Below are 22,565 nucleotides of genomic sequence, written 5' to 3'. Positions count from 1 at the left end.
TTTTCTGTGTAATGTAATTAAAGTGTGTAGCGGTTATTAATTTTATTGATGTAACCTCGGGGTTTTGGCACTGGCAAACACAAAGCCTGACAAAAAAGCGAAGCCAACTAATATAAACCTCATAATACTCCTTTTGGAGTTAACAGCGCCTTAAGTACAAAAAAGTACAAAAATTTAGCGCTGATTTAATCAGTTTATTGGCCCTTGTGGACTAACCTTTGTTCAATTTAGGCCGAACTCGTTGGGCAGTGCATGTTCTGCATTTATGCTGCGTTATCAGCAATTGCAGGAGAAGCCTTGCCTAAAAACACAACTTCGAATTTAACTATGAAAGATAAACAAAACTATAAATTATTAAAGCGCCAGCTCTGTTTATAAGGATACACATCAGGAAGCTGACCTTGCTCAATACCTTGCTGAGTCATTTGCCAGTACTTTGCCGTAAATAAATCACTATGATAATGATTAAAATGGCTAAAGGCACTGCTACTGGCACTAAAAAACACCTTAAATTGACTCGGGAATATATCATTTTGGTCTATATCAAAATAAGAATGTGAGCTTAATTCCTCTAACGCGTTGTCAGTATTTGGCACTTCTCTAAAATTACAATCAGTAAGAGGGCAAATTTCATCGTAATCATAAAATACCACTCGCCCCCAACGTGTCACGCCAAAGTTTTTCATTAGCATGTCACCGGCAAAAATATTTGCACTGGCAAGCTCTTTTATCGCTTTACCATAGTCAACCATCACCTGCTGCAGTGATTTACTGTTACATTGACCGATATATAAATTAAGCGGTGTCATTTTTCGCTCAACATAGACATGTTTGAGTATTAACGCTTTGCCCGAAATAATTAAGCTATTACCAATGTGTTTTTTCATTTCAGTAAGCAGTTCATCACTAAAACGACTTAAATCAAAGGCTAGGTATCTAAATTCATGAGTATCAACTAATCGCCCTACTCTATCAGCCTGTTTTACAAAGTTATACTTATCTTTTACCTGCTGTTTTGTCGCCGTTTTTGGCGCACTAAACTTATCTTTTATTACTTTGTACACATAGTCTAGGCCATCAATTGTAAAAACAAGCATCACCATACCTGGTGTACCTGGTGCTAAATGATATTTAAATTGCTCGGGGCTACTTTTAGTCGTGTCCACCTTATAGCGATAAAATTCTGTTTTCGCATGTTTAATAAAACCAATCGCATTAAACAATTCAAACCGTTGTTTGTGAGGCATTAACACACTTAAGTAATCTACATACCGTGCAGGTTGGTCGGTATCTACCATAAAGTACGTGCGCGCAAAGCCAAATAACAAGCTCAGCTGATCAGCGCCCATCATTACAGCATCAATTGTAAGCCCGTCTGGGGTATTTAAAATGGCAATTGCAAAGGGCATATTATCGCCATTTTTAGCAATACATCGTCCTATTACATAACACGCTTTATTTCGGTAAAAGTGTGAGTTAGCGTACTCAATATAGCCGTCATTTAAACTTATTAGCTCATACACTTGTCGGCATTGTTGCTGCGCCCCTTGGGTTAACGTTGCTTGTAGTTTAGCTAAGTCTTCGTTTAAACTTTTAAATGGCACTCTAAACACTTGTTCATTAACTAAGGTTTTAACTGCGCTATCAAACCCTTCTTTTAAGGAAATACGACTCACTAATCCTTCATAAGAACGTGGTTGCCCACGGTACTTTGCTTTTAAGACAAATAAATGCACCGTACGAATTTTTTTATCATCCCAAATAGCGCCAAAAGTAGAATTAAAAAACGTATGTGCAATTGGCTGGTTTTCATGCTCTTTAACCATTTCGCCATAAATATTTTTTGCACGTTGCCATGTTTGCGGACAGTTTAATTCATCATAGGCAATCACTTTAACGGCCTCACTCACCTGCTTTACTTGACGCTCATATACTTGCAAGCGCGCTCGCATTGCCGCTTGCACCTCATGATATTGGCGTTGTTCAAAGCGACTTTGTGCCCCTAAAGTAATATTTAAAAACTGTGCAAACATAGCTTCAAAGCCAGCAAATACAGCGCGTGCTAACTTAGTGGCTATGAGTACTTGTATAGGATTGTGGGTAGACGTTAACGACGTGCTAGGCATAGTATAGGCGCTTCTATTTTTAGCAATTATGCTGATTATTTTTTATTAGAGGTTTACACCTTAGCAAGCACGCTTTAATTTAGATAATTAATACAGCAAATAAATAAAATTAATCATATGAATATAAGAAATGTCGATCTCAACCTACTCGTCTATTTAAATGTATTAATTGATGAAAAAAGTGTGTCTAAAGCGGCCAATAAACTCGCATTAACACAACCAGCTATGAGCAATGCGTTAAAACGTCTAAGAGATTTATTTGACGATCCTTTGCTGGTACGAGCTGCGGGCTCCATGACCCCAACAGCTAAAGCCCTTGCCCTTAAGCCCGAAATTGAAGCGCTGTTAAAAATGGCAGAAGAGATCACGCAACCAAGTGAGCAGTTTAATCCGGCTACCGCCCACGTGACGTTTCGTATTATGGCAAACGATTATTTAGAATCGACGCTAATTGCCCCCTTTATTTGCGAGCAGCTAGCTAAAAATCCGGGCATTGACTTCGATGTACTTAGCCCCAGCGACGTGAACCTACAGGATATGGAAAAAGGCACTATCGATTTGGCAATAAACCGTTTTAATGGTCTGCCGCGCTCTTTTCATCAAGCTACTGTATGGCGAGATAACTACTGTTGTTTAACCCATCCACATAATCCATTTTTAAACGATGCAAACTTAGACCAATACTTAAAAAGTGAACATATTTGGGTTAATCGAGCCGGCTGGGGCCCCGAACCCGCTGTAACCAATAAATCAGGTAAACAAAAATTAGGCTGGGTCGATGAGGCATTATGGCAATTAGAACAAACACGTAAAATAAGAGTGTTTACTCGTCATTACATGATTGCCAGTTTACTGTGTCAATCTGAGCAACTCATTGCAACCCTTCCGCGCCGTCAAGCAAAGCTTTTAACTAGCCATACTAATTTAGTGATTAGCCCTGTGCCATTTCAAATCGTCCCCATAGAAGTAAAAATGATATGGAGCCCGTTGTTACACCATACACCAGCGCACCAATGGCTTAGACGCGAGTTGTTGGCGTTTGCAAATACAGTGATTGATAGGTAAAGAATTAAAATATTGATAAAATCAATATCAGTTATTGAAAACAACAATTTCATTAATATTACACTTAGCGCTACAGTGAAGTTAAGCCAACAAACTAAGAGTAATAATTATGCAAACATCAGCGAGCTTCACACAACAAGACGGATTATTCATTGATGCAAATTTACATCAATTCATTGAACAACAATTGTGTCGTAAAACAACACTTCAAACGCAACACGTTTACCAAGCGTTAGCCACGTTAGTTGATGAGTTTGGGTGTACATGTCGTAAAACAAAACACCAAGAAAACGACATTCTCGACGTGAATACTTTATTAAATGCATATCAACGTAAAAGTCATCCACATTGTCATGTAGATGCACAAACAACCGCAGCGGTTCTAGATGAATACTGTTGCCAAGTGCCTGCAATTATTGTGGTTGCTTTAATGGATACGCTTAGTGGCACACTCTGTGATGAGCCAAGCGCCCATAAACTTTACCACAGAGCTGCAGAACTGACAGAGCGTCCATGCGTTCATCGCAAGCAAACAGCTAACGCCTCTGCAGCGTAAAATGCTGCCCTTTAAAAGTGCTCGATAACCTTGTTGGCAAATTGTTTGCAACTTAAGGTTGTCGAGTTATGATTTGATTGAGCTAAATCAAATGTAACCTGTCCACTGGCAAATGTGCTTTCAAGCGCGTTTTCAATTAAACAAGCAGCCTCACTCCATCCCATAAACTTAAGCATTAACACCGCACTCAATAAGCTACTGCTCGGATTTGCCTTATCTTGCCCTGCTATGCGCTCAAATGTACCATGTGTGGGTTCAAAAAACGCAACTTCGGTATTTAAGTTTGCCGCCGGCATAATCCCTACTCCACCGACTTGTGCACTGAGCATATCGGCCAAAAAGTCTCCGTTTTGATTAGTGGTGGCCACCACATCAAATTGAGCAGGATCCATTAAACACTGCTGAAGCATATTATCGGCAATTACTTCTTTAATAACCAGCGGCGGTAAATCAGCACGTTGTATTTCAAGCCAGCGCCCGTTTTGATGCTCAACGGCAGCATATTCACGTTTGGCCAGTGCAAATCCCCAACGCTTAAATGCGCCATCGGTAAACTTAAGTACATTACCTTTGTGAACTAAAGTGAGTGATTCACTATTATTTTTTAGGGCATAATTAATTGCATAGCGTATTAATCGCTCTGATCCCTCTTTAGAGATATTTTTAATACCTAAACCACATTCTTGGGTAAAACGAAGCCGTGTTACGCCCATTTCTTCACATAAAAAATCGAGCATCTTTTCACTTTCAACACTGCCCGCTTGCCACTCAATTCCTGAGTACACATCTTCACTGCTATCACGCAGCACAGTAATATGCGTGGTAAATGGGTTTTTTAAGGGTGACGGTAATGCACTAAATCCTTTAATGGTTCGCATATTTACATACAAATCCATTTCATGACGAAGCGCGACATTGAGCGAGCGAAACCCGCCTCCAAGCGGTGTGGTTAAAGGGCCTTTAATCGCGATTTTACACTCTCGTACTGCATTAATCGTTTCTTGAGGGAACCAATCACCGTCATAAAGCTTGGCAGCTTGCTCACCATTGTAAACTTGCATCCAATGAATTTTGCGTCTTGCGCCATAACTATGCTCTATGGCGGCATCCACTACTTTTCGCATCACTGGCATCACGTCCAGCCCAACGCCATCACCATCAATATAAGCAATAATAGGGTGTTCGGGTATATGCCACTGTCCTTGTTCATCAATAAGTATATTTTCACCATATTCTGGCACAGTAATATGTTGATATTGCATTGTTAACACCTAGAAAAACATCCTCTTTCCATTAAAGCATGTTAGTTAATAGGTGTCTGTAATTGCATTTTTATAATTGATATCACCGCAGCGAATAACTGCACGGTATTCACTATTAGTAAAAATGAGGGAACGATTTTTTAATCAAGATGGCATCAGACATTTTATTTAACACCCGACCAAATAGAACATTACTGAGTAGAGCATAAGTGCAGATTAATTTTAACCACCGGATAATTATAAAATTAACCTGCTAAATGAGATTATTTGTAATAGGCAAATAAGTATTTATTAAAACTATATTGGCTTTGTATAACCGCAATAACAAATCCAAGTCAGCAATTTGTTGATGTACATGGCGTAATAAAGACTGATCACGAGATTTTTTTGTGCTCAGTTTTATATTTTTATTGGCTTTTTTTGCGGCTAATTGTAAATCCAGTATCCACTTTTTTAGCCAAGCTAGGGTCATTTTGATAAAGTCCCATGGCGTAATATCTAAACTATCCTCCGCAGGATTTCCAGGTAATAAGAGGAAATCTATTGGCCATGTTTGCTATTGATCATTAATATATTCTTCTAGTGCTATAAAACTATGCGGCTTTAATGCTTGTTGCCATGTAGATAAAGGTGAATCGACTGGGCGTTGTAACTTAGTGTAAACCGTTTCTATTGTTTTAAAACTATTTACATAAGCACCAAACCAAACATGTAAGCCATGCTCTTCAATACGCTGCCCACGAGCCGCATTACGACCACTTGCGCCTTTACCACCTAAACGTCAACCTTGTTGGTATACAGTAATAGTTCGATGCTGTTGCCAATCACGCTGCTCAGTTAAATACAGTGCAGCAGTCATAGCCAATACACCACCAATTATCACAATTTTTTCTTGGCCCATGATAAATCCTTCTAAGCAATTTAAATTTTAGTTGTGGCTAACTGGTCAAAATCCATTTGAACATAAAATGGTAAGTGCAGCGTTTGACTACCTAACTTCAGACCAAACATATCGGCAAGGGGGAAACTATCTAATTTATTAAGATGTAAAGTAAACTCAGGTTTCAAAAATTTCAAAATGATGTATTTTTTTAATCATAGAGGGTGAGTGCATTACGCTTTGGTATACCGCTGAATCACTACTGCCATCGAGAAATTGCTTAAACAATATTTGATCCATTTGTGGATTAACAAACCCACTCAATAGCTGCTTTAATAATGACAAATCAATGCCTAAATGTTTACGAGAAAACAAATTTGCTACTTGCTCACCAAAATCATCTAGGACAGAGAAAAAATCATTTTCGTGCCCCTGAGAATTTATTGTAATTGTAAATAGCTCATGCATTTGTAGCTTTGATTCAGGCGAAAAATGATCAAAGCATTCTAAAGATAGTGAAAAATTCGAAAGCTCAGTTACACACTCGGGCATAATGTAATCACATAAGTATTTAATTATAACCCCACGTTTCGCGACCATTAATGAGTGCATAAATGTTATTAACGCAGATAAATGCAGGATATAAATATAGGTAGGTTATATCCTCATCTTCAACTTTAGTGATAGGCAACCAAATGATAATATCTGCTTCTTGCATCCAACAATGCTGATCGAAAGGCGGTGTCATTGAGACTATTTTTTCAATATCTGTAAATGTAATAAGTGCAAACTCGCCAAGTATTTTAAAACGAATATTCCCTTTAACGCCTACGTTTAGCGTTGAATCAATATATCTTTGTGATTTAGCTAATTCTATCTCAGCAAAAAAACCATACATAGTCGCAATGTGCATACGACAAGGCGGCTTTGCTATTGGATCAGATAAAAAATGTTGATATGGCGTAGATAATGAGCTCATTTGACCCCCTCAGTTAAAAACTGAGTATAGTCAGATATATTCTGGTCTGTTGACCTTTGCAAATTAATATTTATGGCTATATGCGAATTCCACTCGATTCAAAGTATTTTAATAAATTACTTGCAAAGTAAAATGTTGTGAAGTAGTATCGCTGCTTGGCTATAAAAAGCCCTAGCGGTTAACCTCTTTACCCTGATCCAGTAAGCCCCGCAAAACGTATATTCAAAAGCTAAGTTATTGTACGGCGAGAACCCCTATTAATACCTTGATGATTTATTTTTAATATCATCGTAAAAGTGTCATAAAGATCGTCAACACTGTAATGAAGCTAAACACAATGTGATTATTTATCATCTGTAATGTGCTTTAAGAAAAAGCCCAGAATAAATAACAAAAATAAAGTGAGTTTTATTATGTCATACAAATATAACGGATCTATGATCCAAATAGCACATCCAGTGCAATCAATTTCGGTTAACAAACATCGTGTAATCTTTAGCGATACACAAGGTTTGAAAAATGCATTGTTTCAAAAAGCAAGTGATGCACGTCAATTTGTAAAGTGGCTCAAAGCCAGCTAATTATCATTGATAAGTTAAACACTTATAAATAAATCTAAATGCCAGCGTGAAGCTGGCATTTTACTTTTTGGTGTATTATTGACTACACTTAAATCCTTGTTTATTTATTCGTTGTAGTGCCAATGCGGTTTTCGTGGTTAATACTGTTAGTCTGTGTATTTTTAAGCACAAAGTGTAATGCCAGAACAATAAAATGGTTAACACATGATTTTGCGCCCTACTACATTATAAGCGGGCCCAACAAATCCCAAGGTCGTGACGAAAGTATTATTTCGCTTTTAGAACAACAGCTGCCGCATATTACCTTTGAAAAAGTGATCATCCCCTCAGGTAAAGTGATTCAGGAACTCGCAAACCTGCAGTCTAATGCCTGTGCTTTGTCGCTCTATAAGAATAAATACCGCGAAGAGCGTGTTTATTTCACACATCAAAGCTCTACAGCAGGGCTTTCGCCATCGATTGCCATGCATACCAAGCTAAGTAGTGCGCTTGAGATTGAAGACGCAAAACCGGTGTCATTAACCAACTTATTAGTTAATAAAAAGCTTACCTTAGGTGTATCTATGAATCGCTCCTATGGCAGTGAAATTGATAAAATAATCAACACCACACCCGGTATAAATCTGGTCATTCGGCCAACCCGCGATACCCTCAGTACGTTAACATATATGCTTAACCTTAAAAGAATTGATATTTTATTAGGTTACCCAAGTGAACATTATTATTTAGCAAAAACAATGGGCTTTACTGATAATTTAACCCAGCGGGTGCTCACTGAAGCACCAGAAATAAGTTACGGTTACATTGGCTGTACTAAAAACGAGCAAGGTGCAGAGGATATTGCTACGCTTAATCAACAACTCAAACTGATTAAGCAGACTGAAGACTATAAACAGATATTAACTCGGTGGTTACCAAGTCATTTCAAACCCAAATTAGAAGCGCATTTACAATAATAAAAAGCTAAGCGTGTTACTAATTAGCGCTTAGCTTTTTTAAAATAGTCTTACTGGCGAATACCTTCAATAAATAAACCAATATCAACATGGGTAGATGCTGGGCCTAAGTTATAGTCAATACCGTAGTCGGCCAGTTTTAAGCTAGTTTCTCCTTCAAAACCAACACGGTAACCACCCCATGGATCTTTACCTTCACCAATTTTATCTATTTCAAAGGTAATTGTCTTCGTAACACCGTGTAGAGTAAAGTCACCGGTTACTGTGGCTTCTTCACCGTCTTCGTCAAACTTAATCGCTGTACTCTTAAAGCTTGCCTGTGGGTATTTGCTTACATTTAAAAAGTCACTACCACGTAAGTGTTTATCACGTTCTGCGTGATTTGAATCTAGGCTTGCCGTATCAATATTTACACTAATTTGAGACGCATTTGGATTTTTAGCATCGTAGTTAAATTTGCCGTCAAAGGAATTAAAACGCCCGTGCAGCCAGCTATAGCCTAAATGTTTAATCTTAAAGTTTACAAAAGCATGCGCACCTTTTGTGTCAATAACATAATCTGCGGCATTCGCAGTGGTCGCTGTCATAAACATCGCTGCTGATAACGCTGAAGTTAAAAATAATTTTTTCATTTTAATCATCCTTTTGTAATGTGATCATTCTAATTAATGTTTTATCTTTATCGATAAAGTGATGTTTTAGCGCACCTAACACGTGCAATACTACAAATCCAATTAATAAGCATGCGCTATAGAAATGGATTTGCCCAGCTATATCAGCCTGAGAATCAAACGCAAAGTCGATAGCTTTTACATAAAAAAAGCCAAATACTTCTATGGGTCGTCCATCAGCCGTCGAAATTAAATACCCTGACACCATAATGATCAGTAAAAACAGATACATTAAAATATGTGCTGTTTGGGCTAATTGATTTAACTGCTTGTTACTGCCAATCGGACTTGGTTTAACACTAAAGTGTCGCCATAACAGCCTAAAAACAAAAACCGCTGCTAAGCTAAGGCCAATGCTTTTGTGTAGGTCTAATGATCCTTTATACCAACTATCATAATAAGTCAGCTCAACCATATATAAACCTAAACCAAACAGACCAAACACGGTCAGCGCCATTAGCCAGTGTAAAAATATAGCCACCACGCCATAGCTGGTTTTTGAGTTTTTAAACATTCCCTACTGCCAATCTCTTATTTAGTAATAACAATACGATATAATGATTAAGTGGTGATTAAAATAGCATATGTAAACACTTATCGTGCGTATACGCACAGTAAATGATATAAGGTTAGTATAATTGCAAATAACGTTGAGAAGGAATTAGCTAGCAGCTGACTCGTTAAGAGACACGTATATTTGGCTATTAGGTTCAACCTGTAAGCAGGCAATCAGGCCCTCTTTTATTAGTTCTAACATAGCGATAAAACTAACAACAACCCCACTGCGTCCCTCTTCAAAGGTAAATAGTTGAGTAAACGCAACCGGCGTTTTTGATTGGGATAAGGTATTTAAAATCAAGCTCATGCGCTCACGCGTTGAAAGGCTTTCAGCGCTAATTAAATGATGCTCGAATGTTTTTGCACGCGCCATGACATCGCTTAGCGCTAACAATAAATCTTTAATTGCCAGTTCAGGTAATGGCTGGTTTTTTTCTGCTAGTTCTGGCACACTTGCCTGCGCTATAAAGATATCGCGGCCAACACGAGGTAGGCTGTCTATATTTTCGGCCGCTTTTTTAAATTGTTCGTACTCTTGTAAGCGTTTTATAAGTTCGGCGCGGGGATCGTCTTCTTCTTCTAACTCTTCATGAACAGGCAGTAACAGCCTAGATTTAATTTGGGCCAGCAATGCCGCCATTACTAAATATTCACCCGCGAGTTCTAGCTGGAACTCGCTCATCATTTCTACATATTTTACATACTGCTCAGTAATGCTAAAAATAGACAACTCAAGAACATCTAGCTTATGCTTTTTAATTAGATAAAGCAGCAGATCCAAAGGCCCTTCAAAGGTTTCTAAAATAACTTCAAGCGCATCAGGCGGGATATATAAATCTTCGGGTTTATCAACAACGGCTTTACCATGTAAAAAAGCCAGAGGCAGCTTTTGCTGCACTGGCATATCAGGTGTTGGCGTTGATGATAGCGTCTCAGACTGTTTCATTGTTATTCAAATGGCGTTGTATCACCGCAACCAACACGAAGAATTTGAATATCATCTTCTGATAAATCAATCACTGTGGTCGCCTGCTCAGGTAAATACCCACCATGAATAATTAAGTCCACATGTTTATCAAGGCGCTCTAAAATGTCATCGGGATCAGCTTGAGTAAACTCTTCGCCCGGTAAAATAAGTGAGCACGACATTAAGGGCTCACCCAGCTCAGCTAATAAAGCACACGCTATTGGGTGCTCTATAACACGTATGCCTATGGTTTTTTTCTTGTCGTTTAATAACCGCTTAGGCACTTCTTTTGTACCTTTAAAAATAAACGTGTAAGGCCCTGGGGTATTATTTTTAATAAGCCTAAACATTTGGTTATCAACACGCGCATAAGTAGACAGCTCAGATAAATCACGGCATACCAAAGTAAAATTGTGATGTTTTTCAATACCACGAATACGTTCAATGCGCTCTTTAGCTTGCTTATTACCTAAATTACAGCCTATCGCGTATCCTGAATCTGTAGGATACACAACTACGCCGCCTTGTTTAATAATATCAACAGCTTGAGAAATTAATCTAGGCTGTGGATTATCTGGATGTATATGAAATAATTGACTCATAATGCAACTCCTTCGTGCTTTTCCCATGTTTGCCAAACCCCTTGGCAATCTTTAGGTAAGTATAAATTTTTTCCAAGTTCTAAATAGCTAGTCGGAAAATGAAAATCAGAGCCTTGTGAGCAAAGTAGCTCGTATTCTTGGCTCAATAGCCCTAAAAACTGACGTTCACTTGGCGCCTGCTGCGGCTGCGCAACTTCCATTGCATCTCCGCCTACTGATTTAAATTCCACTAACAATTTACGTAGCCACTTGTTCGACATTTTATAGCTACTTGGGTGCGCTAAAACGGCCACCCCACCTGCGGCATGAATCGCCGCAATAGCTGTTTGCATATTACACCAATTACTTGGCACGTAACCGGTTTTACCTCGCCCTAAATACTTTTTAAATACCCCAGGAAAGTTTTTAGCTACACCACGCTCAATCAATGCTCTGGCAAAGTGAGCGCGGGTAATTTGTGCATTTTCGGCCAGCTCGCGAGCTTGTTGGTAAATACCATCGAATCCGTTTTTATTTAGTCGATGGCCAATCTCTATTGCGCGGGTTTCGCGTTTTTGCTGCTGCTCGCTCAGTAATATATGCAAGGTACTATCGTTAGTATCAATATTTAGTCCAACAATATGAATTTCAAAACTTTCCCACTTGGTTGATATTTCAACCCCGTTAATAAGTTTAAGCGGCAAATTTTCACTTTTGATAAAAGCCCGTGCAGGTTCAATAGCAGCCACCGTATCGTGATCGGTAATAGCAAATACATCAATATTTTTGTCGACTGCTCGCGCTAATAATTCCTCAACGGTTAAATGGCCGTCTGAGTGCGTGGTGTGGCTATGTAGGTCGTATTTTATCAAATGAAAACTACTTAAATTTAGGGTTTAACGGTGTTTTACTCAGTATAACAAGTTTTTTAACTAAATTGTTTTAAATAAACACTTGACACAAAAGCAGTTGATACGTTTTACTGTAGCCACTTTTAGACATTAAAGAATTAACAACAATGAAAAATACAATTCACAACATCATTTGGTGGTGGCACTCTTAAAATCAAGGGTGATGAATTGTCGTGTCTAAACAAAAAATTCTAACCCGCTACCATGCGGGTTTTTTTATAACTAAATTTTGCAATACAAAATTAACAGGAATTAAAAACATGAATAACGTAAACACTCTTACACATCATTGGTGGTGGCGCCTGGCATAGCGGGACGGTAATGGTCTATCTATAATTTAGACATCGTTATTCAAACCCCGCACTGCTTAGCATTGCGGGGTTTTATTTTTTTAGGGGATGAGGTTTGATTTTTAGTCATATAACAACAACACCAGGTGAAGTGACCAGCATAACGCAAGTACGAGACTACATAAGTAGCCCACTTGCATTGTATGCCGCACTTGATAAACCTAACTCACTATTACTTGAATCTGCAGAGATAGATTCTAAAGATAGCGTAAAAAGCTTAATACTCGTTGATTGTGCACTGCGTATTGTCTGCCAAGGCAATCAAGTGAGCGTAACAGCACAATCAAATAACGGGCAGCAGTTACTCAGTTATTTACAAGCTAATGTAAAAAACTGCGCATCACAGTTATCCGATACCACACTAACACTGGCGTATCACCCAACAGATGACACAATAGACCAAGCCAGTAAGCTGATTGCAGATAATGCTTTTAGCGCATTACGCACCTGTTTAAACAGCATTAAAAGTACCACTAACAATCCATTCTCGGTGTTTTTAGGCGGTGTATTTGCCTACGACATGGTGGCTAATTTTGAACAACTCACCTATGTACCCGACGGGGAAAACACCTGTCCAGACTATGTTTTTTATTTAGCAGAAACTCTGGTTGTTATTGATCATCAAAAACAAACAACGGAATTAATTGGTAACGTATTTAATGGCCCTGATGTACATGCAAACTGCTTTGAAGTAGGCAAACAATTAGAGCGCTTGAATACATTATGCAACCATGCTGCTGATTTCAGCGCACCAAGCCAAACTGGCGACTGCCCAGTGAGTGTTGATATTAGTGATGAGCAATACTGCCAGCAAGTAATTAAGCTCAAGCGACACATAGTCGATGGCGATATTTTTCAAGTGGTGCCCTCTCGTACCTTCTCACTACCCTGTCCTGACTCTTTACATGCCTACAGCCAGCTAAAAAAACAAAACCCTAGTCCGTACATGTTTTATATGCGCGATGAAGATTTCTCATTATTTGGCGCATCTCCTGAGTCCGCGCTTAAATACGAAGTTAAATCCCAACAGGTCGAGGTTTATCCGATTGCCGGCACACGCCCTCGCGGCAAATTTGCTAATGGAAAAATCAACCCTGATTTAGATAGCCGTATTGAGCTTGAGCTTAGAAACGATCAAAAAGAACGTGCAGAGCATTTAATGCTGGTTGATTTAGCGCGTAATGATGTGGCGCGCATTAGCATGCCGGGTACGCGCCATGCCAAAGAGCTATTAAAAGTAGACCGTTACTCACAAGTAATGCACTTAGTGTCGCGCGTGGTGGGGAAATTAAAACCCGAACTAGATGCCCTGCATGCTTATCAAGCCTGTATGAACATGGGCACATTAGTGGGCGCGCCAAAGGTAAGAGCTGCAGAGCTTGTGCGCCAAACCGAAGGAAAGCGCCGCGGCAGTTATGGCGGCGCAGTTGGCTATTTAACTGGTGATGGTGCAATGGACAGCTGTATTGTTATTCGTGCAGCCTTTGTTAAAAATAATATTGCTTATGTGCAAGCTGGCGCTGGGGTTGTGTTTGATTCAGACCCAATGTCAGAGGCTAACGAAACCCGCGCAAAAGCACAGGCGGTGATCACCGCGATTAAATCGACATATGAGGCTGTATAAAATGAGTGAAGCACACCCTATTAAAATTTACTTTTTAGATAACTTTGACTCATTTAGCTATAACCTTGTTGATGAACTAACAATGCTAGGTGCTGAGTTAGTTGTTTACAGAAATAACATTAGCGCTGAAGTAATATTCAACAAAATGCAGGCAGAGCACAAGCAGGTATTACTGGTTTTATCGCCAGGCCCAGGGGCACCCAGTGATGCGGGCTGCCTAATGGAATTAATTAGCTTGTGCAAAGGTAAATTTCCAATGCTAGGCATTTGTTTAGGCCAACAAGCACTAACACAAAGTTACGGCGGAGTAATCGGTCATGCTGGTGAAACCGTACATGGTAAATCATCAATTATTGAGTTAGACGATCACCCGGTGTTTAACGGAATGGGCAGCACTATGCCAGTGGCGCGTTATCACTCATTAATGGCCACAAAAGTACCTGATAACTTAGCGGTTATTGCAAAGTATCAAAATATTCCAATGGCTATTTATCATCATCAAGACACTGCGCTGGGTTATCAATTCCACCCAGAATCTATTTTAACGCCCAATGGCGCTATGCTGCTGCAGCAAAGCGTTGCCTATTTAACGCGTGCCAAATAAAGGGAACATTATGACTACACAATTACAAAACTCGCTTAATGTTCAACAGGCTATTGAGCACGTTATTGCCAAGCAATCATTGAGCTATGCACAAGCAAAAACACTTTTTGATCAAATAATGCAAGGGAATATGAGCGATATTGAGCTCTCTGCACTGTTAATTAGCCTTAAAATGAAAGGTGAAATAAGCGATGAAATCGCCGGTGCCGCGGCCTCAATGCGTGAAAACGCCGTGGCATTTATAACCAATAAAACTCAACTTGCCGATAGCTGTGGTACCGGTGGCGATGGTTCGAACACTATTAATATCAGTACAACCGCGGCAGTTGTGGCAGCCGCTGCCGGTGTTAATATGGTAAAACATGGCAATCGCAGTGTATCGAGTAACTCAGGGTCTGCTGATTTACTCAAAGCCTTGGGGATCAATATTGATATGACTCCCACGCAAGCGGCTAAATGCCTTGAACATACAAATTTTACCTTTTTATTTGCACCGCACTATCACAGCGGCGTGCGCCATGCGATGAACGTACGAACCACTTTAAAAACCCGTACTATTTTTAATATTCTTGGGCCGCTAGCTAACCCTGCGGCCCCTGATGTTCAATTACTGGGGGTATACGATGAATCTTTGTGCCTACCTATGGCGCAAACTCTTCATACTCTGGGCACTAAGCGCGCTATGATAGTTCACGGCTCTGGCACCGACGAAATCGCCTTGCATGGCCCAACACAGGTTGTTGAGCTGGATAACGGCAAAATCACCCAATACACACTCAACCCTAGTGATTTTGACCTTGCAAACTATTCACTTGAACAATTAGCCGGTGAAGGCCCACAATACAATGCAAACGCCAGCCTTGCCATTTTACAGGGCAAAGGTAGCGAGGCACATAACGCCGCTATTATTGTTAACGTTGCTGCATTGCTGTACTTAACTGGCCAAGCACAATCGTTAAAACAAGGTGCACAAATAACACACTCATTATTACGTTCAGGCAAGGCCATGGACACACTAAATGCAATTATTGAGGTAAGTCATGGCTAATGTATTAGACAAAATTATTGCCGATAAAAAAATAGAACTCATTGAACGCAAAGCAGCGCGCCCACTTGAGAGCTTTAAGCATCAAGCTAAACCCACCACACGTAGCTTTTATCAAGCGTTAGCGGCACCTGGCACGCAGTTTATTTTAGAGTGCAAAAAGGCATCGCCTTCTAAAGGGTTAATTCGTCAGCCGTTTGATTTAACAGAAATCACCCAAGCGTATAAGCAGTATGCCACTTGTATGAGTGTATTAACTGACGAAAAGTACTTTCAGGGTAGCTTTGATTACCTTGAGTTTGTGCGCAGCCAAGTAGAGCAGCCACTTATTTGTAAAGACTTTTTTATTGATGAATACCAAGTCTATATGGCACGTATTTATGGTGGTGACGCTATATTACTGATGCTATCAGTGCTTGACGATAAGCAGTATAAAGCACTGCATGCCGTCGCCGATTCGTTAAATATGTCGGTACTAACTGAGGTGAGTAACGAAGAAGAAGTGCATCGTGCACTGGCACTCAATGCACAAATAATAGGTATTAATAATCGTGACTTGCGCGATTTAAGCACCGACTTAGCCACAACCGAACGACTACGTAAACTTATTCCTAACGATAAAGTGGTTATTTCAGAGTCAGGTATTTATACCCATCAAGATGTAAAACGTTTAGCGCCTTTATGTAATGGATTCTTAATTGGCAGCTCATTAATGGCTGAGGCTGATTTATTACAAGCGTGCCGCCGCGTAATCCTAGGCGAAAACAAAGTCTGTGGATTAACCCGTAATCAAGATGCCATTGCGGCTTACGACAACGGTGCCCTTTATGGCGGATTAATTTTTTATCCAAAATCACCGCGCTTTGTCAATTTAGATTGCGCCAAAGAAATCAGCCAAAGTGCCCCTTTAAAATTTGTTGGGGTGTTTGTTAATGCCGCCATAGCAGAGGTTGCTGAGCACGCAAAACAACTAAAACTGTCTGCTGTTCAATTACATGGCCAAGAAGATGAACATTACATTGCATCCTTACGTAATGAACTACCACGTCATTGTGAAATATGGAAAGCACAGGCCATCAAAAGTGCTTTGCCTCAACCGATTACAGGAGCCGATCGCCATTTATACGACACCCACAGTGATTCACAGGCTGGCGGCACAGGCAAAACATTTGATTGGTCTGTACTTCGCGATGCCACGACCCCATTTATGCTTGCTGGCGGCTTAAACCCAGACAATATTAGCGATGCACTTTTTCAAGGTGCTCTTGGGCTTGATTTAAATTCAGGTGTTGAAGAGTCTCCAGGTAAAAAGTGTGCAAACAAACTACATCATGCTTTTACAAGTATCAGAAATTATTGAGGTTAAAATGCAAAATCCAGCTTATTTTGGCGAGTTTGGCGGTATGTTTGTACCCCAACTGCTTGTCCCTGCGCTTAAGCAGTTAGAAAACGAATTTAATAAAGCACAAAAAGATCCTGAATTTCAGGCAGAGCTAAGTAAATTACTCAACGAGTATGCGGGTCGTCCTACCCCGCTTACTTTAACGCGTAACTTAGTTAAAAACCCAAAAGTAAAATTGTACTTAAAGCGTGAAGATTTACTCCACGGTGGTGCGCACAAAACAAACCAAGTTTTAGGCCAAGCACTGCTTACCAAACGTATGGGTAAAAAAGAAGTGATTGCTGAAACAGGCGCCGGCCAGCACGGCGTTGCAACGGCACTTGCCTGTGCGTTACTTGGACTAAAATGCCGCATTTATATGGGTGCAAAAGATGTTGAACGCCAACAACCAAATGTATTTAGAATGAAGCTAATGGGCGCTGAAGTTATTCCGGTAACCGCAGGCTCGGGTACATTAAAAGATGCGGTTAACGAGGCACTGCGTGATTGGTCTGCCAATTATCAAGAAGCTCATTACCTTTTAGGTACTGCAGCGGGTCCTCACCCATTCCCGACTATAGTACGTGAATATCAAAAAATTATTGGTGAAGAAGCAAAACAACAAGTACTTAAAGCCGAAGGCCGTTTGCCTGATGCGGTTATTGCGTGTGTAGGTGGTGGGTCTAACGCAATTGGTATGTTTAGCGATTTTATTGATGAGCCAAGCGTTAAACTCATTGGCGTTGAACCTGCAGGTAAAGGGTTAGACACGCACGAACATGGCGCAACTATCTGTAAAGGAACAAAAGGTATTTTGCACGGTACTTACACTTATATTATGCAAAATACAGATGGCCAAATTGAAGAGTCTTACTCTGTATCGGCGGGACTAGATTACCCCGCAGTTGGCCCTCAACATGCCTTTTTGCACGAAACTGGCCGTGCTCAATATGTCGGTATTACCGACACCAAAGCACTTGATGCCTTTCAAGCATTAGCTAAACACGAAGGGATTATTCCTGCGCTTGAATCAAGTCATGCGCTAGCCTATGCCCTCGAATATGCAGAAGAGCAAACGCAAGACAGTATCATTGTTATTAATTTAAGTGGTCGTGGCGACAAAGACTTAGCCCACGTACACAAGGTATTATCAGAGGAAGGTCAACTATGAGCCACGTAAAAACTGACCGTTATGGACAAATGTTTGCCGCGCTTAAAGAGCAAAACCAGGGTGCTTTTGTACCGTTTGTGACCATTGGCGATCCAGGTAAAGCGCAAAGCATCGAAATTATTAAAAGCTTAATTGACGGCGGTGCTGACGGGCTTGAATTAGGTATTCCTTTTTCCGACCCGATTGCCGATGGCCCTGTCATTCAAAAAGCCAATATTCGTGCCTTAAACGTGCATATTAATACGCAAGACTGCTTTGATATTATTAAAGAGATCCGTGAATATAACGCCGACATTCCAATTGGTTTGTTATTGTATTCAAACTTAATATTTAAACGTGGCTTAGAAAAGTTTTACACCGATGCAAAAGCAGTGGGTGTTGACTCTATTTTAGTGGCTGATGTGCCATTACATGAGTCTAAAATGTTTAGAAAAGCCGCCATGGCCAATGGTATCGACCCGATTTTTATCGCTACACCGAACGCCAGTGACGATACCCTGCGTGAATGTGCATCATACGGCCGTGGCTACACCTACTTGCTTTCTCGTGCTGGGGTAACAGGTACAGACACCAAAGCACAAATGCCAGCAACCCATGTGGTTACGCGCTTACAAGAGTACCACAGTGCACCTGCATTATTAGGCTTTGGTATTTCAACGCCTGAAGATGTAAAAGCGGCACTTAAAGCCGGTGCTGCGGGGGCTATTTCGGGCTCTGCTGTGGTAAAAGTTATTGAAGCAAACTTAGATGATTTAGATGCAATGACCACGCAGCTAAAAACATTTGTAAGCGATATGAAAGCCGCTACTGCACTTTAATAGCAAGCTGTGTTTTATCATTATCAATAAAAAAGGGCATGTAATATGTAACACCACTCGTTTAAGAGCGAGTGGTGTTTTTTCGTTTATATCTAACCGGATATTTTTGTGTCTTTGCCAGCACCGCTCGCGGATAAGCTTTTCGCTTTCTTTTCTCCGGTAATATTAGCCGTTTACCGTTTTCACGTAGTTCTTTTAGCTTTTTAGGGATTGTCCCTGGGCTTCGACCTGAACACCATAAAAACTCGTCTTGTATGAGGTATAATGCGTTAATAAAACTGATGCGTAATGGCTCAACTTTATGGGCTTTAGCCATCTCTGCCATTTCAAGTCTCACGATATTATATGATGTCAGAATACCCCAGAGCTCTTGATAAATACCTTCCTGTTTCAGGCTCCGTAATGCTGGTTTATTTGATAGTTGATATTGCTTGAGCTCACCATAGCCTCGCTCTATTTCCCATCGTTGCCAATACACATCGAGTAGCGCTTTCAGCGGGTACTTTTCTGGACAGACGCATGAGGTGATGAACCCTTTTATTTCCCCTTTAGGTGTCGGAATTTGAATAAGCCTTGCTTGCCATGTATCACCTAGGTAAGGGGCTGATTTCTTAGCTTGTGGTGAAATAGGCATTGTTATTAAGTGGTCGTAATCGCTAAATGACTCCGTTATTTCATAGCGCATTTTGCTTTTGATGGGCGTAAGCCAATGATGATTTTCGCTAACGCCTTGCCAGCTCGTAAATAGTTCAGCCGAAAAGAAACCTCTATCAAATAGCGTCAATGAATATTCAGGTGCTGAGCCAACAAGCTGTTGAGCATAATGAATTTCACTTTGAGTAATGGGGCCAAACGCTGCATCGGATATTAAATGCGTTCTTGTCGACATCAAGGTCACAGCAAGTACTGAGGGGAAGTTTGTTGTCGATTTAGCATAGCCAAAGTGACGGTTACTCGGTGTATCTTGAGTTTTAAATTGTGTACCGTCAATGCTGAGCAGCTTTAAACCACACACGTCATCAAAAGTTTGCGACTGCTCCCACTGCGTTGCTGTATGTTTAAAAAGGTGTTTCATAGGCGCTGCGCCTAGCTTTTCTTTCCCTTTTATAATACTGCTCGTCGCCAATGGTGGAAGCTCTCCTTTAGCGTCAGGAAAAGCGAGCTCTAGTTTGTCACAGACTTCAGATATTGAGCGGTTTCTTAATAAACCAATCCCTAATACAAGCCAAGCAGCTTGCTCGGCGGGGAAACGTCGTTTACGCACAGAGGCTCTCCCTGTTTGAGTAACGGCTGCTTCAATCCACTCAAGGGGAATATGCTTAGTAAACGAATCAATATCACGATCTTGGCTAAACTCAGTAGTAAGGTGTAATTCTTTAATAAATTCAGACATAAAAATAGGCCACAACTTTTGTTGTAGCCTATTATGAAGCCTCTGAAAGATCGTTCAATTAACTTAAACGATCCGCATTAATGTAATATGCCCTTTTCTATTTAAAAGCCCACAGCTAATGCGCTTGGTGCTTACCTTCAAGTATTTCTTCAATAAATTTTGCATTAAATGCATCTAAATCTTCAGGGCTGCGGCTAGTGACTAAGCCGTTATCAACACACACCTCTTGATCTACCCAATGAGCTCCGGCGTTAATTAAATCGCTTTTAATACTAGGGAAAGAAGTCACTTTTTTATCTCTGAGCTTATTAATTTCAGCTAATAACCACGGCGCGTGGCAAATAGCGGCCACGGGTTTGTTTCTCTTAGCTCCAAAAAAGCCATCAACAAACGCTTTGGCATCTTTATTTTGACGTAAGCTATCGGGATTAAACAAACCACCTGGCAATAAAAGTGCATCATAGTCAGTGGCATTGGCATCTGATGCTAATTTATCAACGGTTACTTTTTCACCCCAATTATCTTTATTCCAACCAGTGATCTGCCCTTCTTTAATAGACACCACCTCTATATCGGCGCCCGCCTTTAGTAATGCGCTTTGCGGCGAAAGTAGCTCGCTTTGTTCAAATCCATCGGTGGCTAAAATGGCAATTTTTTTACCTTGTAAACGGGTGCTGCTATGTAAATTACTCATTAAATACTCCTTATCTTATTTTTGATACACAGAGCAGTTTGCATACCACATACCAAAAATAACATACTGATAATATTGGCGTTTTATATAAGGAGATTAGAGTGCTATGTAAATTATTTACAGTGGTTGCAGATACTACACGACCACTTAGGAATAATAAAAATAGCCTGCAAGGTACATGCTTTGTTTGAATAACAAAACTCCCTTACAGGCATTGACAATTAAAGGCTGTCTTTTAACGCTTTGGCTGGCTTAAATACGGCTTTATTAGCCCCTTCTATTTCTATTGCTTCGCCGGTTTGTGGATTACGACCTGTACGGGCTGGGTAGTAACTTAATGCAAAAGTGCCAAAACCAGATATTTGTACCTGATCGCCTTCAGACAATGATTTGGTAATCACCTTTTGTAAGCTGGTTAACGCTGCTTGTGCGTCTTTTTTTGTTAACTCGCTCGTGTGTGCCATGGCTGTAACAAGTTCTGCCTTATTCATTTTTTGCTCCTAAATACACGCGCTGGCTTTAGCCAACTAGCGTGGCAATACAATGATGTAAAAATAAAAGCAGGCAGGCTAAGGGTTACAAGGGGGTAAGTCAACCTTAACCAAGCCCAAAGTGCATAAGGGGTAATGAGTGGCGTTAAATATAATCAGTTTGGCTGTTTTATAGTCATAAAGATGACTTAATCGCTTGCTAAGATGAAATAAAAATCACCGTGAGCAAACGTGAACGCTAATCAATACCGCTGGTTTGAATTTACCTTTATTTTTATCATCCTGCCTTTAATTGGCTTTAATATTCGCCAGTATTTATCTAACTGGCTTATTCCAGCACTGATCATTTTAATGAGTGTGTGCTGTATGCTGCTGCTAAACGACATTCACTTTAAGCGCATTAGATTAACCAGTATGGGGCACTTTTCTGCTGTGAAGCGCCGTATGTTTAGCTTTTTCTTTATTGGCGCATTATTTTCAGGGGTGTTTTATAACCTACTCTACCAAGGACACTGGTTTACTTTACCGCGTGAAAACCTCACCGATTGGCTGATGCTATTGCTGCTCTACCCTTTGTTGTCGGTGATCCCGCAAGAGTTAATATTTAGAACGTATTTTTTTCATCGCTATAAGCGCATTATGCCCAGTAAATGGTTGCGCATTATTATTAGTGCCAGTGTATTCGCATTGGCACATATTATATACGCCAATTGGATAGCTGTTAGTTTAGCGTTTGTCGGTGGCTTACTATTTGCCTATACCTACGCGCAAAGCCGCTCAACTTTTGCCTGTGTTATTGAGCACAGCTTATGGGGTATTTGGATGTTTACCCTAGGGATTGGTGACTACTTAGATTCGGGTGCACTGAATTAACTAACCGCAACAAAAAAGCCGCGACAAG

General features: G+C 40.3%; 24 protein-coding genes. 11 read left to right on the top strand and 13 right to left on the bottom strand.

Annotated features, from left to right (window positions below; all coding sequences use genetic code 11):
• Nucleotides 1-344: 344 nt before the first annotated feature.
• Complete coding sequence (gene aceK / locus BG00_RS10690; protein WP_036982500.1) at nucleotides 345-2,126, bottom strand: bifunctional isocitrate dehydrogenase kinase/phosphatase; 1,782 nt, start codon at nucleotides 2,124-2,126, stop codon at nucleotides 345-347.
• A 117-nt stretch (nucleotides 2,127-2,243) separates the two neighbouring features.
• On the opposite strand from aceK, the gene BG00_RS10685 reads away from it, so the two are divergent.
• Nucleotides 2,244-3,191: a LysR family transcriptional regulator gene (locus tag BG00_RS10685; protein ID WP_036982498.1), complete on the top strand. Its 948-nt coding sequence runs from the start codon at nucleotides 2,244-2,246 to the stop codon at nucleotides 3,189-3,191.
• Between the two features lie 109 nt (nucleotides 3,192-3,300).
• Nucleotides 3,301-3,747: a hypothetical protein gene (locus tag BG00_RS10680; RefSeq protein WP_036982496.1), complete on the top strand. Its 447-nt coding sequence runs from the start codon at nucleotides 3,301-3,303 to the stop codon at nucleotides 3,745-3,747.
• An 11-nt stretch (nucleotides 3,748-3,758) separates the two neighbouring features.
• Here the strand turns inward: BG00_RS10680 and icd are convergent, their stop codons facing one another.
• The 4 genes from icd to BG00_RS18115 all read right to left on the bottom strand — a co-directional run bounded on the left by icd (nucleotide 3,759) and on the right by BG00_RS18115 (nucleotide 6,868).
• Entirely contained in the window at nucleotides 3,759-5,009 is a 1,251-nt protein-coding gene (gene icd, locus BG00_RS10675; protein WP_036982494.1) for an NADP-dependent isocitrate dehydrogenase, read from the bottom strand.
• A 253-nt stretch (nucleotides 5,010-5,262) separates the two neighbouring features.
• The gene (locus BG00_RS17805) at nucleotides 5,263-5,481 is read right to left on the bottom strand and encodes a hypothetical protein (protein ID WP_036982493.1); all 219 of its coding nucleotides are present in this window, start codon (nucleotides 5,479-5,481) and stop codon (nucleotides 5,263-5,265) included.
• 585 nt (nucleotides 5,482-6,066) lie between these two features.
• The gene (locus BG00_RS18120) at nucleotides 6,067-6,441 is read right to left on the bottom strand and encodes a hypothetical protein (protein WP_253861380.1); all 375 of its coding nucleotides are present in this window, start codon (nucleotides 6,439-6,441) and stop codon (nucleotides 6,067-6,069) included.
• Between the two features lie 19 nt (nucleotides 6,442-6,460).
• Nucleotides 6,461-6,868, bottom strand: a complete 408-nt coding sequence (locus tag BG00_RS18115) for a hypothetical protein (protein WP_253861379.1) — start codon at nucleotides 6,866-6,868, stop codon at nucleotides 6,461-6,463.
• A gap of 413 nt (nucleotides 6,869-7,281) precedes the next feature.
• Here BG00_RS18115 and BG00_RS17800 point away from each other — a divergent pair, with 413 nt between their 5' ends.
• Nucleotides 7,282-7,449: a hypothetical protein gene (locus BG00_RS17800; RefSeq protein ID WP_007375427.1), complete on the top strand. Its 168-nt coding sequence runs from the start codon at nucleotides 7,282-7,284 to the stop codon at nucleotides 7,447-7,449.
• Between the two features lie 122 nt (nucleotides 7,450-7,571).
• Nucleotides 7,572-8,405, top strand: coding sequence for a transporter substrate-binding domain-containing protein (locus tag BG00_RS10655; protein ID WP_036982492.1), 834 nt, complete (start codon nucleotides 7,572-7,574; stop codon nucleotides 8,403-8,405).
• A gap of 50 nt (nucleotides 8,406-8,455) precedes the next feature.
• On the opposite strand, the gene BG00_RS10650 is transcribed toward BG00_RS10655, so the two are convergent.
• The 5 genes from BG00_RS10650 to rnm all read right to left on the bottom strand — a co-directional run bounded on the left by BG00_RS10650 (nucleotide 8,456) and on the right by rnm (nucleotide 12,054).
• Nucleotides 8,456-9,037, bottom strand: coding sequence for a YceI family protein (locus tag BG00_RS10650; RefSeq protein ID WP_036982490.1), 582 nt, complete (start codon nucleotides 9,035-9,037; stop codon nucleotides 8,456-8,458).
• Between the two features lies 1 nt (nucleotide 9,038).
• Complete coding sequence (locus BG00_RS10645; protein ID WP_024603087.1) at nucleotides 9,039-9,590, bottom strand: cytochrome b; 552 nt, start codon at nucleotides 9,588-9,590, stop codon at nucleotides 9,039-9,041.
• A 147-nt stretch (nucleotides 9,591-9,737) separates the two neighbouring features.
• Nucleotides 9,738-10,580: a segregation and condensation protein A gene (locus BG00_RS10640; protein ID WP_036982487.1), complete on the bottom strand. Its 843-nt coding sequence runs from the start codon at nucleotides 10,578-10,580 to the stop codon at nucleotides 9,738-9,740.
• A 2-nt stretch (nucleotides 10,581-10,582) separates the two neighbouring features.
• Nucleotides 10,583-11,203: an L-threonylcarbamoyladenylate synthase gene (locus tag BG00_RS10635; RefSeq protein ID WP_013465078.1), complete on the bottom strand. Its 621-nt coding sequence runs from the start codon at nucleotides 11,201-11,203 to the stop codon at nucleotides 10,583-10,585.
• Nucleotides 11,200-12,054 (bottom strand): RNase RNM, encoded by an 855-nt coding sequence (gene rnm / locus BG00_RS10630; RefSeq protein WP_036982484.1) that lies wholly within the window; start codon nucleotides 12,052-12,054, stop codon nucleotides 11,200-11,202. The genes BG00_RS10635 and rnm overlap by 4 nt, the downstream gene beginning before the upstream one ends.
• Nucleotides 12,055-12,498: 444 nt before the next feature.
• On the opposite strand from rnm, the gene BG00_RS10625 reads away from it, so the two are divergent.
• Genes BG00_RS10625 through trpA form a run of 6 tightly spaced genes read left to right on the top strand, consistent with a single transcriptional unit; the run spans nucleotide 12,499 to nucleotide 19,086 of the window.
• On the top strand, nucleotides 12,499-14,067 hold the full coding sequence (locus BG00_RS10625) for an anthranilate synthase component 1 (protein WP_036982482.1): 1,569 nt from the start codon (nucleotides 12,499-12,501) through the stop codon (nucleotides 14,065-14,067).
• Nucleotide 14,068: 1 nt separating this feature from the next.
• Nucleotides 14,069-14,671, top strand: coding sequence for an aminodeoxychorismate/anthranilate synthase component II (locus tag BG00_RS10620; RefSeq protein WP_036982480.1), 603 nt, complete (start codon nucleotides 14,069-14,071; stop codon nucleotides 14,669-14,671).
• A 10-nt stretch (nucleotides 14,672-14,681) separates the two neighbouring features.
• A complete protein-coding gene (gene trpD, locus BG00_RS10615) occupies nucleotides 14,682-15,719 on the top strand; it encodes an anthranilate phosphoribosyltransferase (protein ID WP_036982479.1) in 1,038 nt (345 codons plus the stop codon).
• Nucleotides 15,712-17,076, top strand: a complete 1,365-nt coding sequence (gene trpCF, locus BG00_RS10610; protein ID WP_036982478.1) for a bifunctional indole-3-glycerol-phosphate synthase TrpC/phosphoribosylanthranilate isomerase TrpF — start codon at nucleotides 15,712-15,714, stop codon at nucleotides 17,074-17,076. Before trpD ends, trpCF begins: the two co-directional genes overlap by 8 nt.
• A 7-nt stretch (nucleotides 17,077-17,083) precedes the next feature.
• Complete coding sequence (gene trpB, locus BG00_RS10605) at nucleotides 17,084-18,268, top strand: tryptophan synthase subunit beta (protein WP_036983443.1); 1,185 nt, start codon at nucleotides 17,084-17,086, stop codon at nucleotides 18,266-18,268.
• Nucleotides 18,265-19,086: a tryptophan synthase subunit alpha gene (trpA, locus tag BG00_RS10600; RefSeq protein ID WP_036982477.1), complete on the top strand. Its 822-nt coding sequence runs from the start codon at nucleotides 18,265-18,267 to the stop codon at nucleotides 19,084-19,086. The genes trpB and trpA overlap by 4 nt, the downstream gene beginning before the upstream one ends.
• 61 nt (nucleotides 19,087-19,147) lie before the next feature.
• On the opposite strand, the gene BG00_RS10595 is transcribed toward trpA, so the two are convergent.
• From BG00_RS10595 to BG00_RS10585, 3 genes are all read right to left on the bottom strand, one after another.
• The gene (locus tag BG00_RS10595) at nucleotides 19,148-20,479 is read right to left on the bottom strand and encodes an IS4 family transposase (RefSeq protein WP_036979639.1); all 1,332 of its coding nucleotides are present in this window, start codon (nucleotides 20,477-20,479) and stop codon (nucleotides 19,148-19,150) included.
• Between the two features lie 115 nt (nucleotides 20,480-20,594).
• A complete protein-coding gene (locus BG00_RS10590) occupies nucleotides 20,595-21,173 on the bottom strand; it encodes a type 1 glutamine amidotransferase domain-containing protein (protein ID WP_036982475.1) in 579 nt (192 codons plus the stop codon).
• Nucleotides 21,174-21,394: 221 nt separating this feature from the next.
• Complete coding sequence (locus tag BG00_RS10585; RefSeq protein WP_036954530.1) at nucleotides 21,395-21,664, bottom strand: HU family DNA-binding protein; 270 nt, start codon at nucleotides 21,662-21,664, stop codon at nucleotides 21,395-21,397.
• Between the two features lie 231 nt (nucleotides 21,665-21,895).
• Between BG00_RS10585 and BG00_RS10580 the strand changes: the two genes are divergently transcribed.
• Nucleotides 21,896-22,537, top strand: coding sequence for a CPBP family intramembrane glutamic endopeptidase (locus BG00_RS10580; protein ID WP_036982473.1), 642 nt, complete (start codon nucleotides 21,896-21,898; stop codon nucleotides 22,535-22,537).
• Nucleotides 22,538-22,565: the final 28 nt, after the last annotated feature.

Origin of the sequence: Pseudoalteromonas sp. SCSIO_11900 (genome assembly GCF_000576475.1) — a bacterium.
Taxonomy (GTDB): domain Bacteria; phylum Pseudomonadota; class Gammaproteobacteria; order Enterobacterales; family Alteromonadaceae; genus Pseudoalteromonas; species Pseudoalteromonas tetraodonis.
The sequence above is the reverse complement of the archived record's forward strand: the minus strand, read 5'-3'. Positions and strand labels throughout refer to the sequence as shown.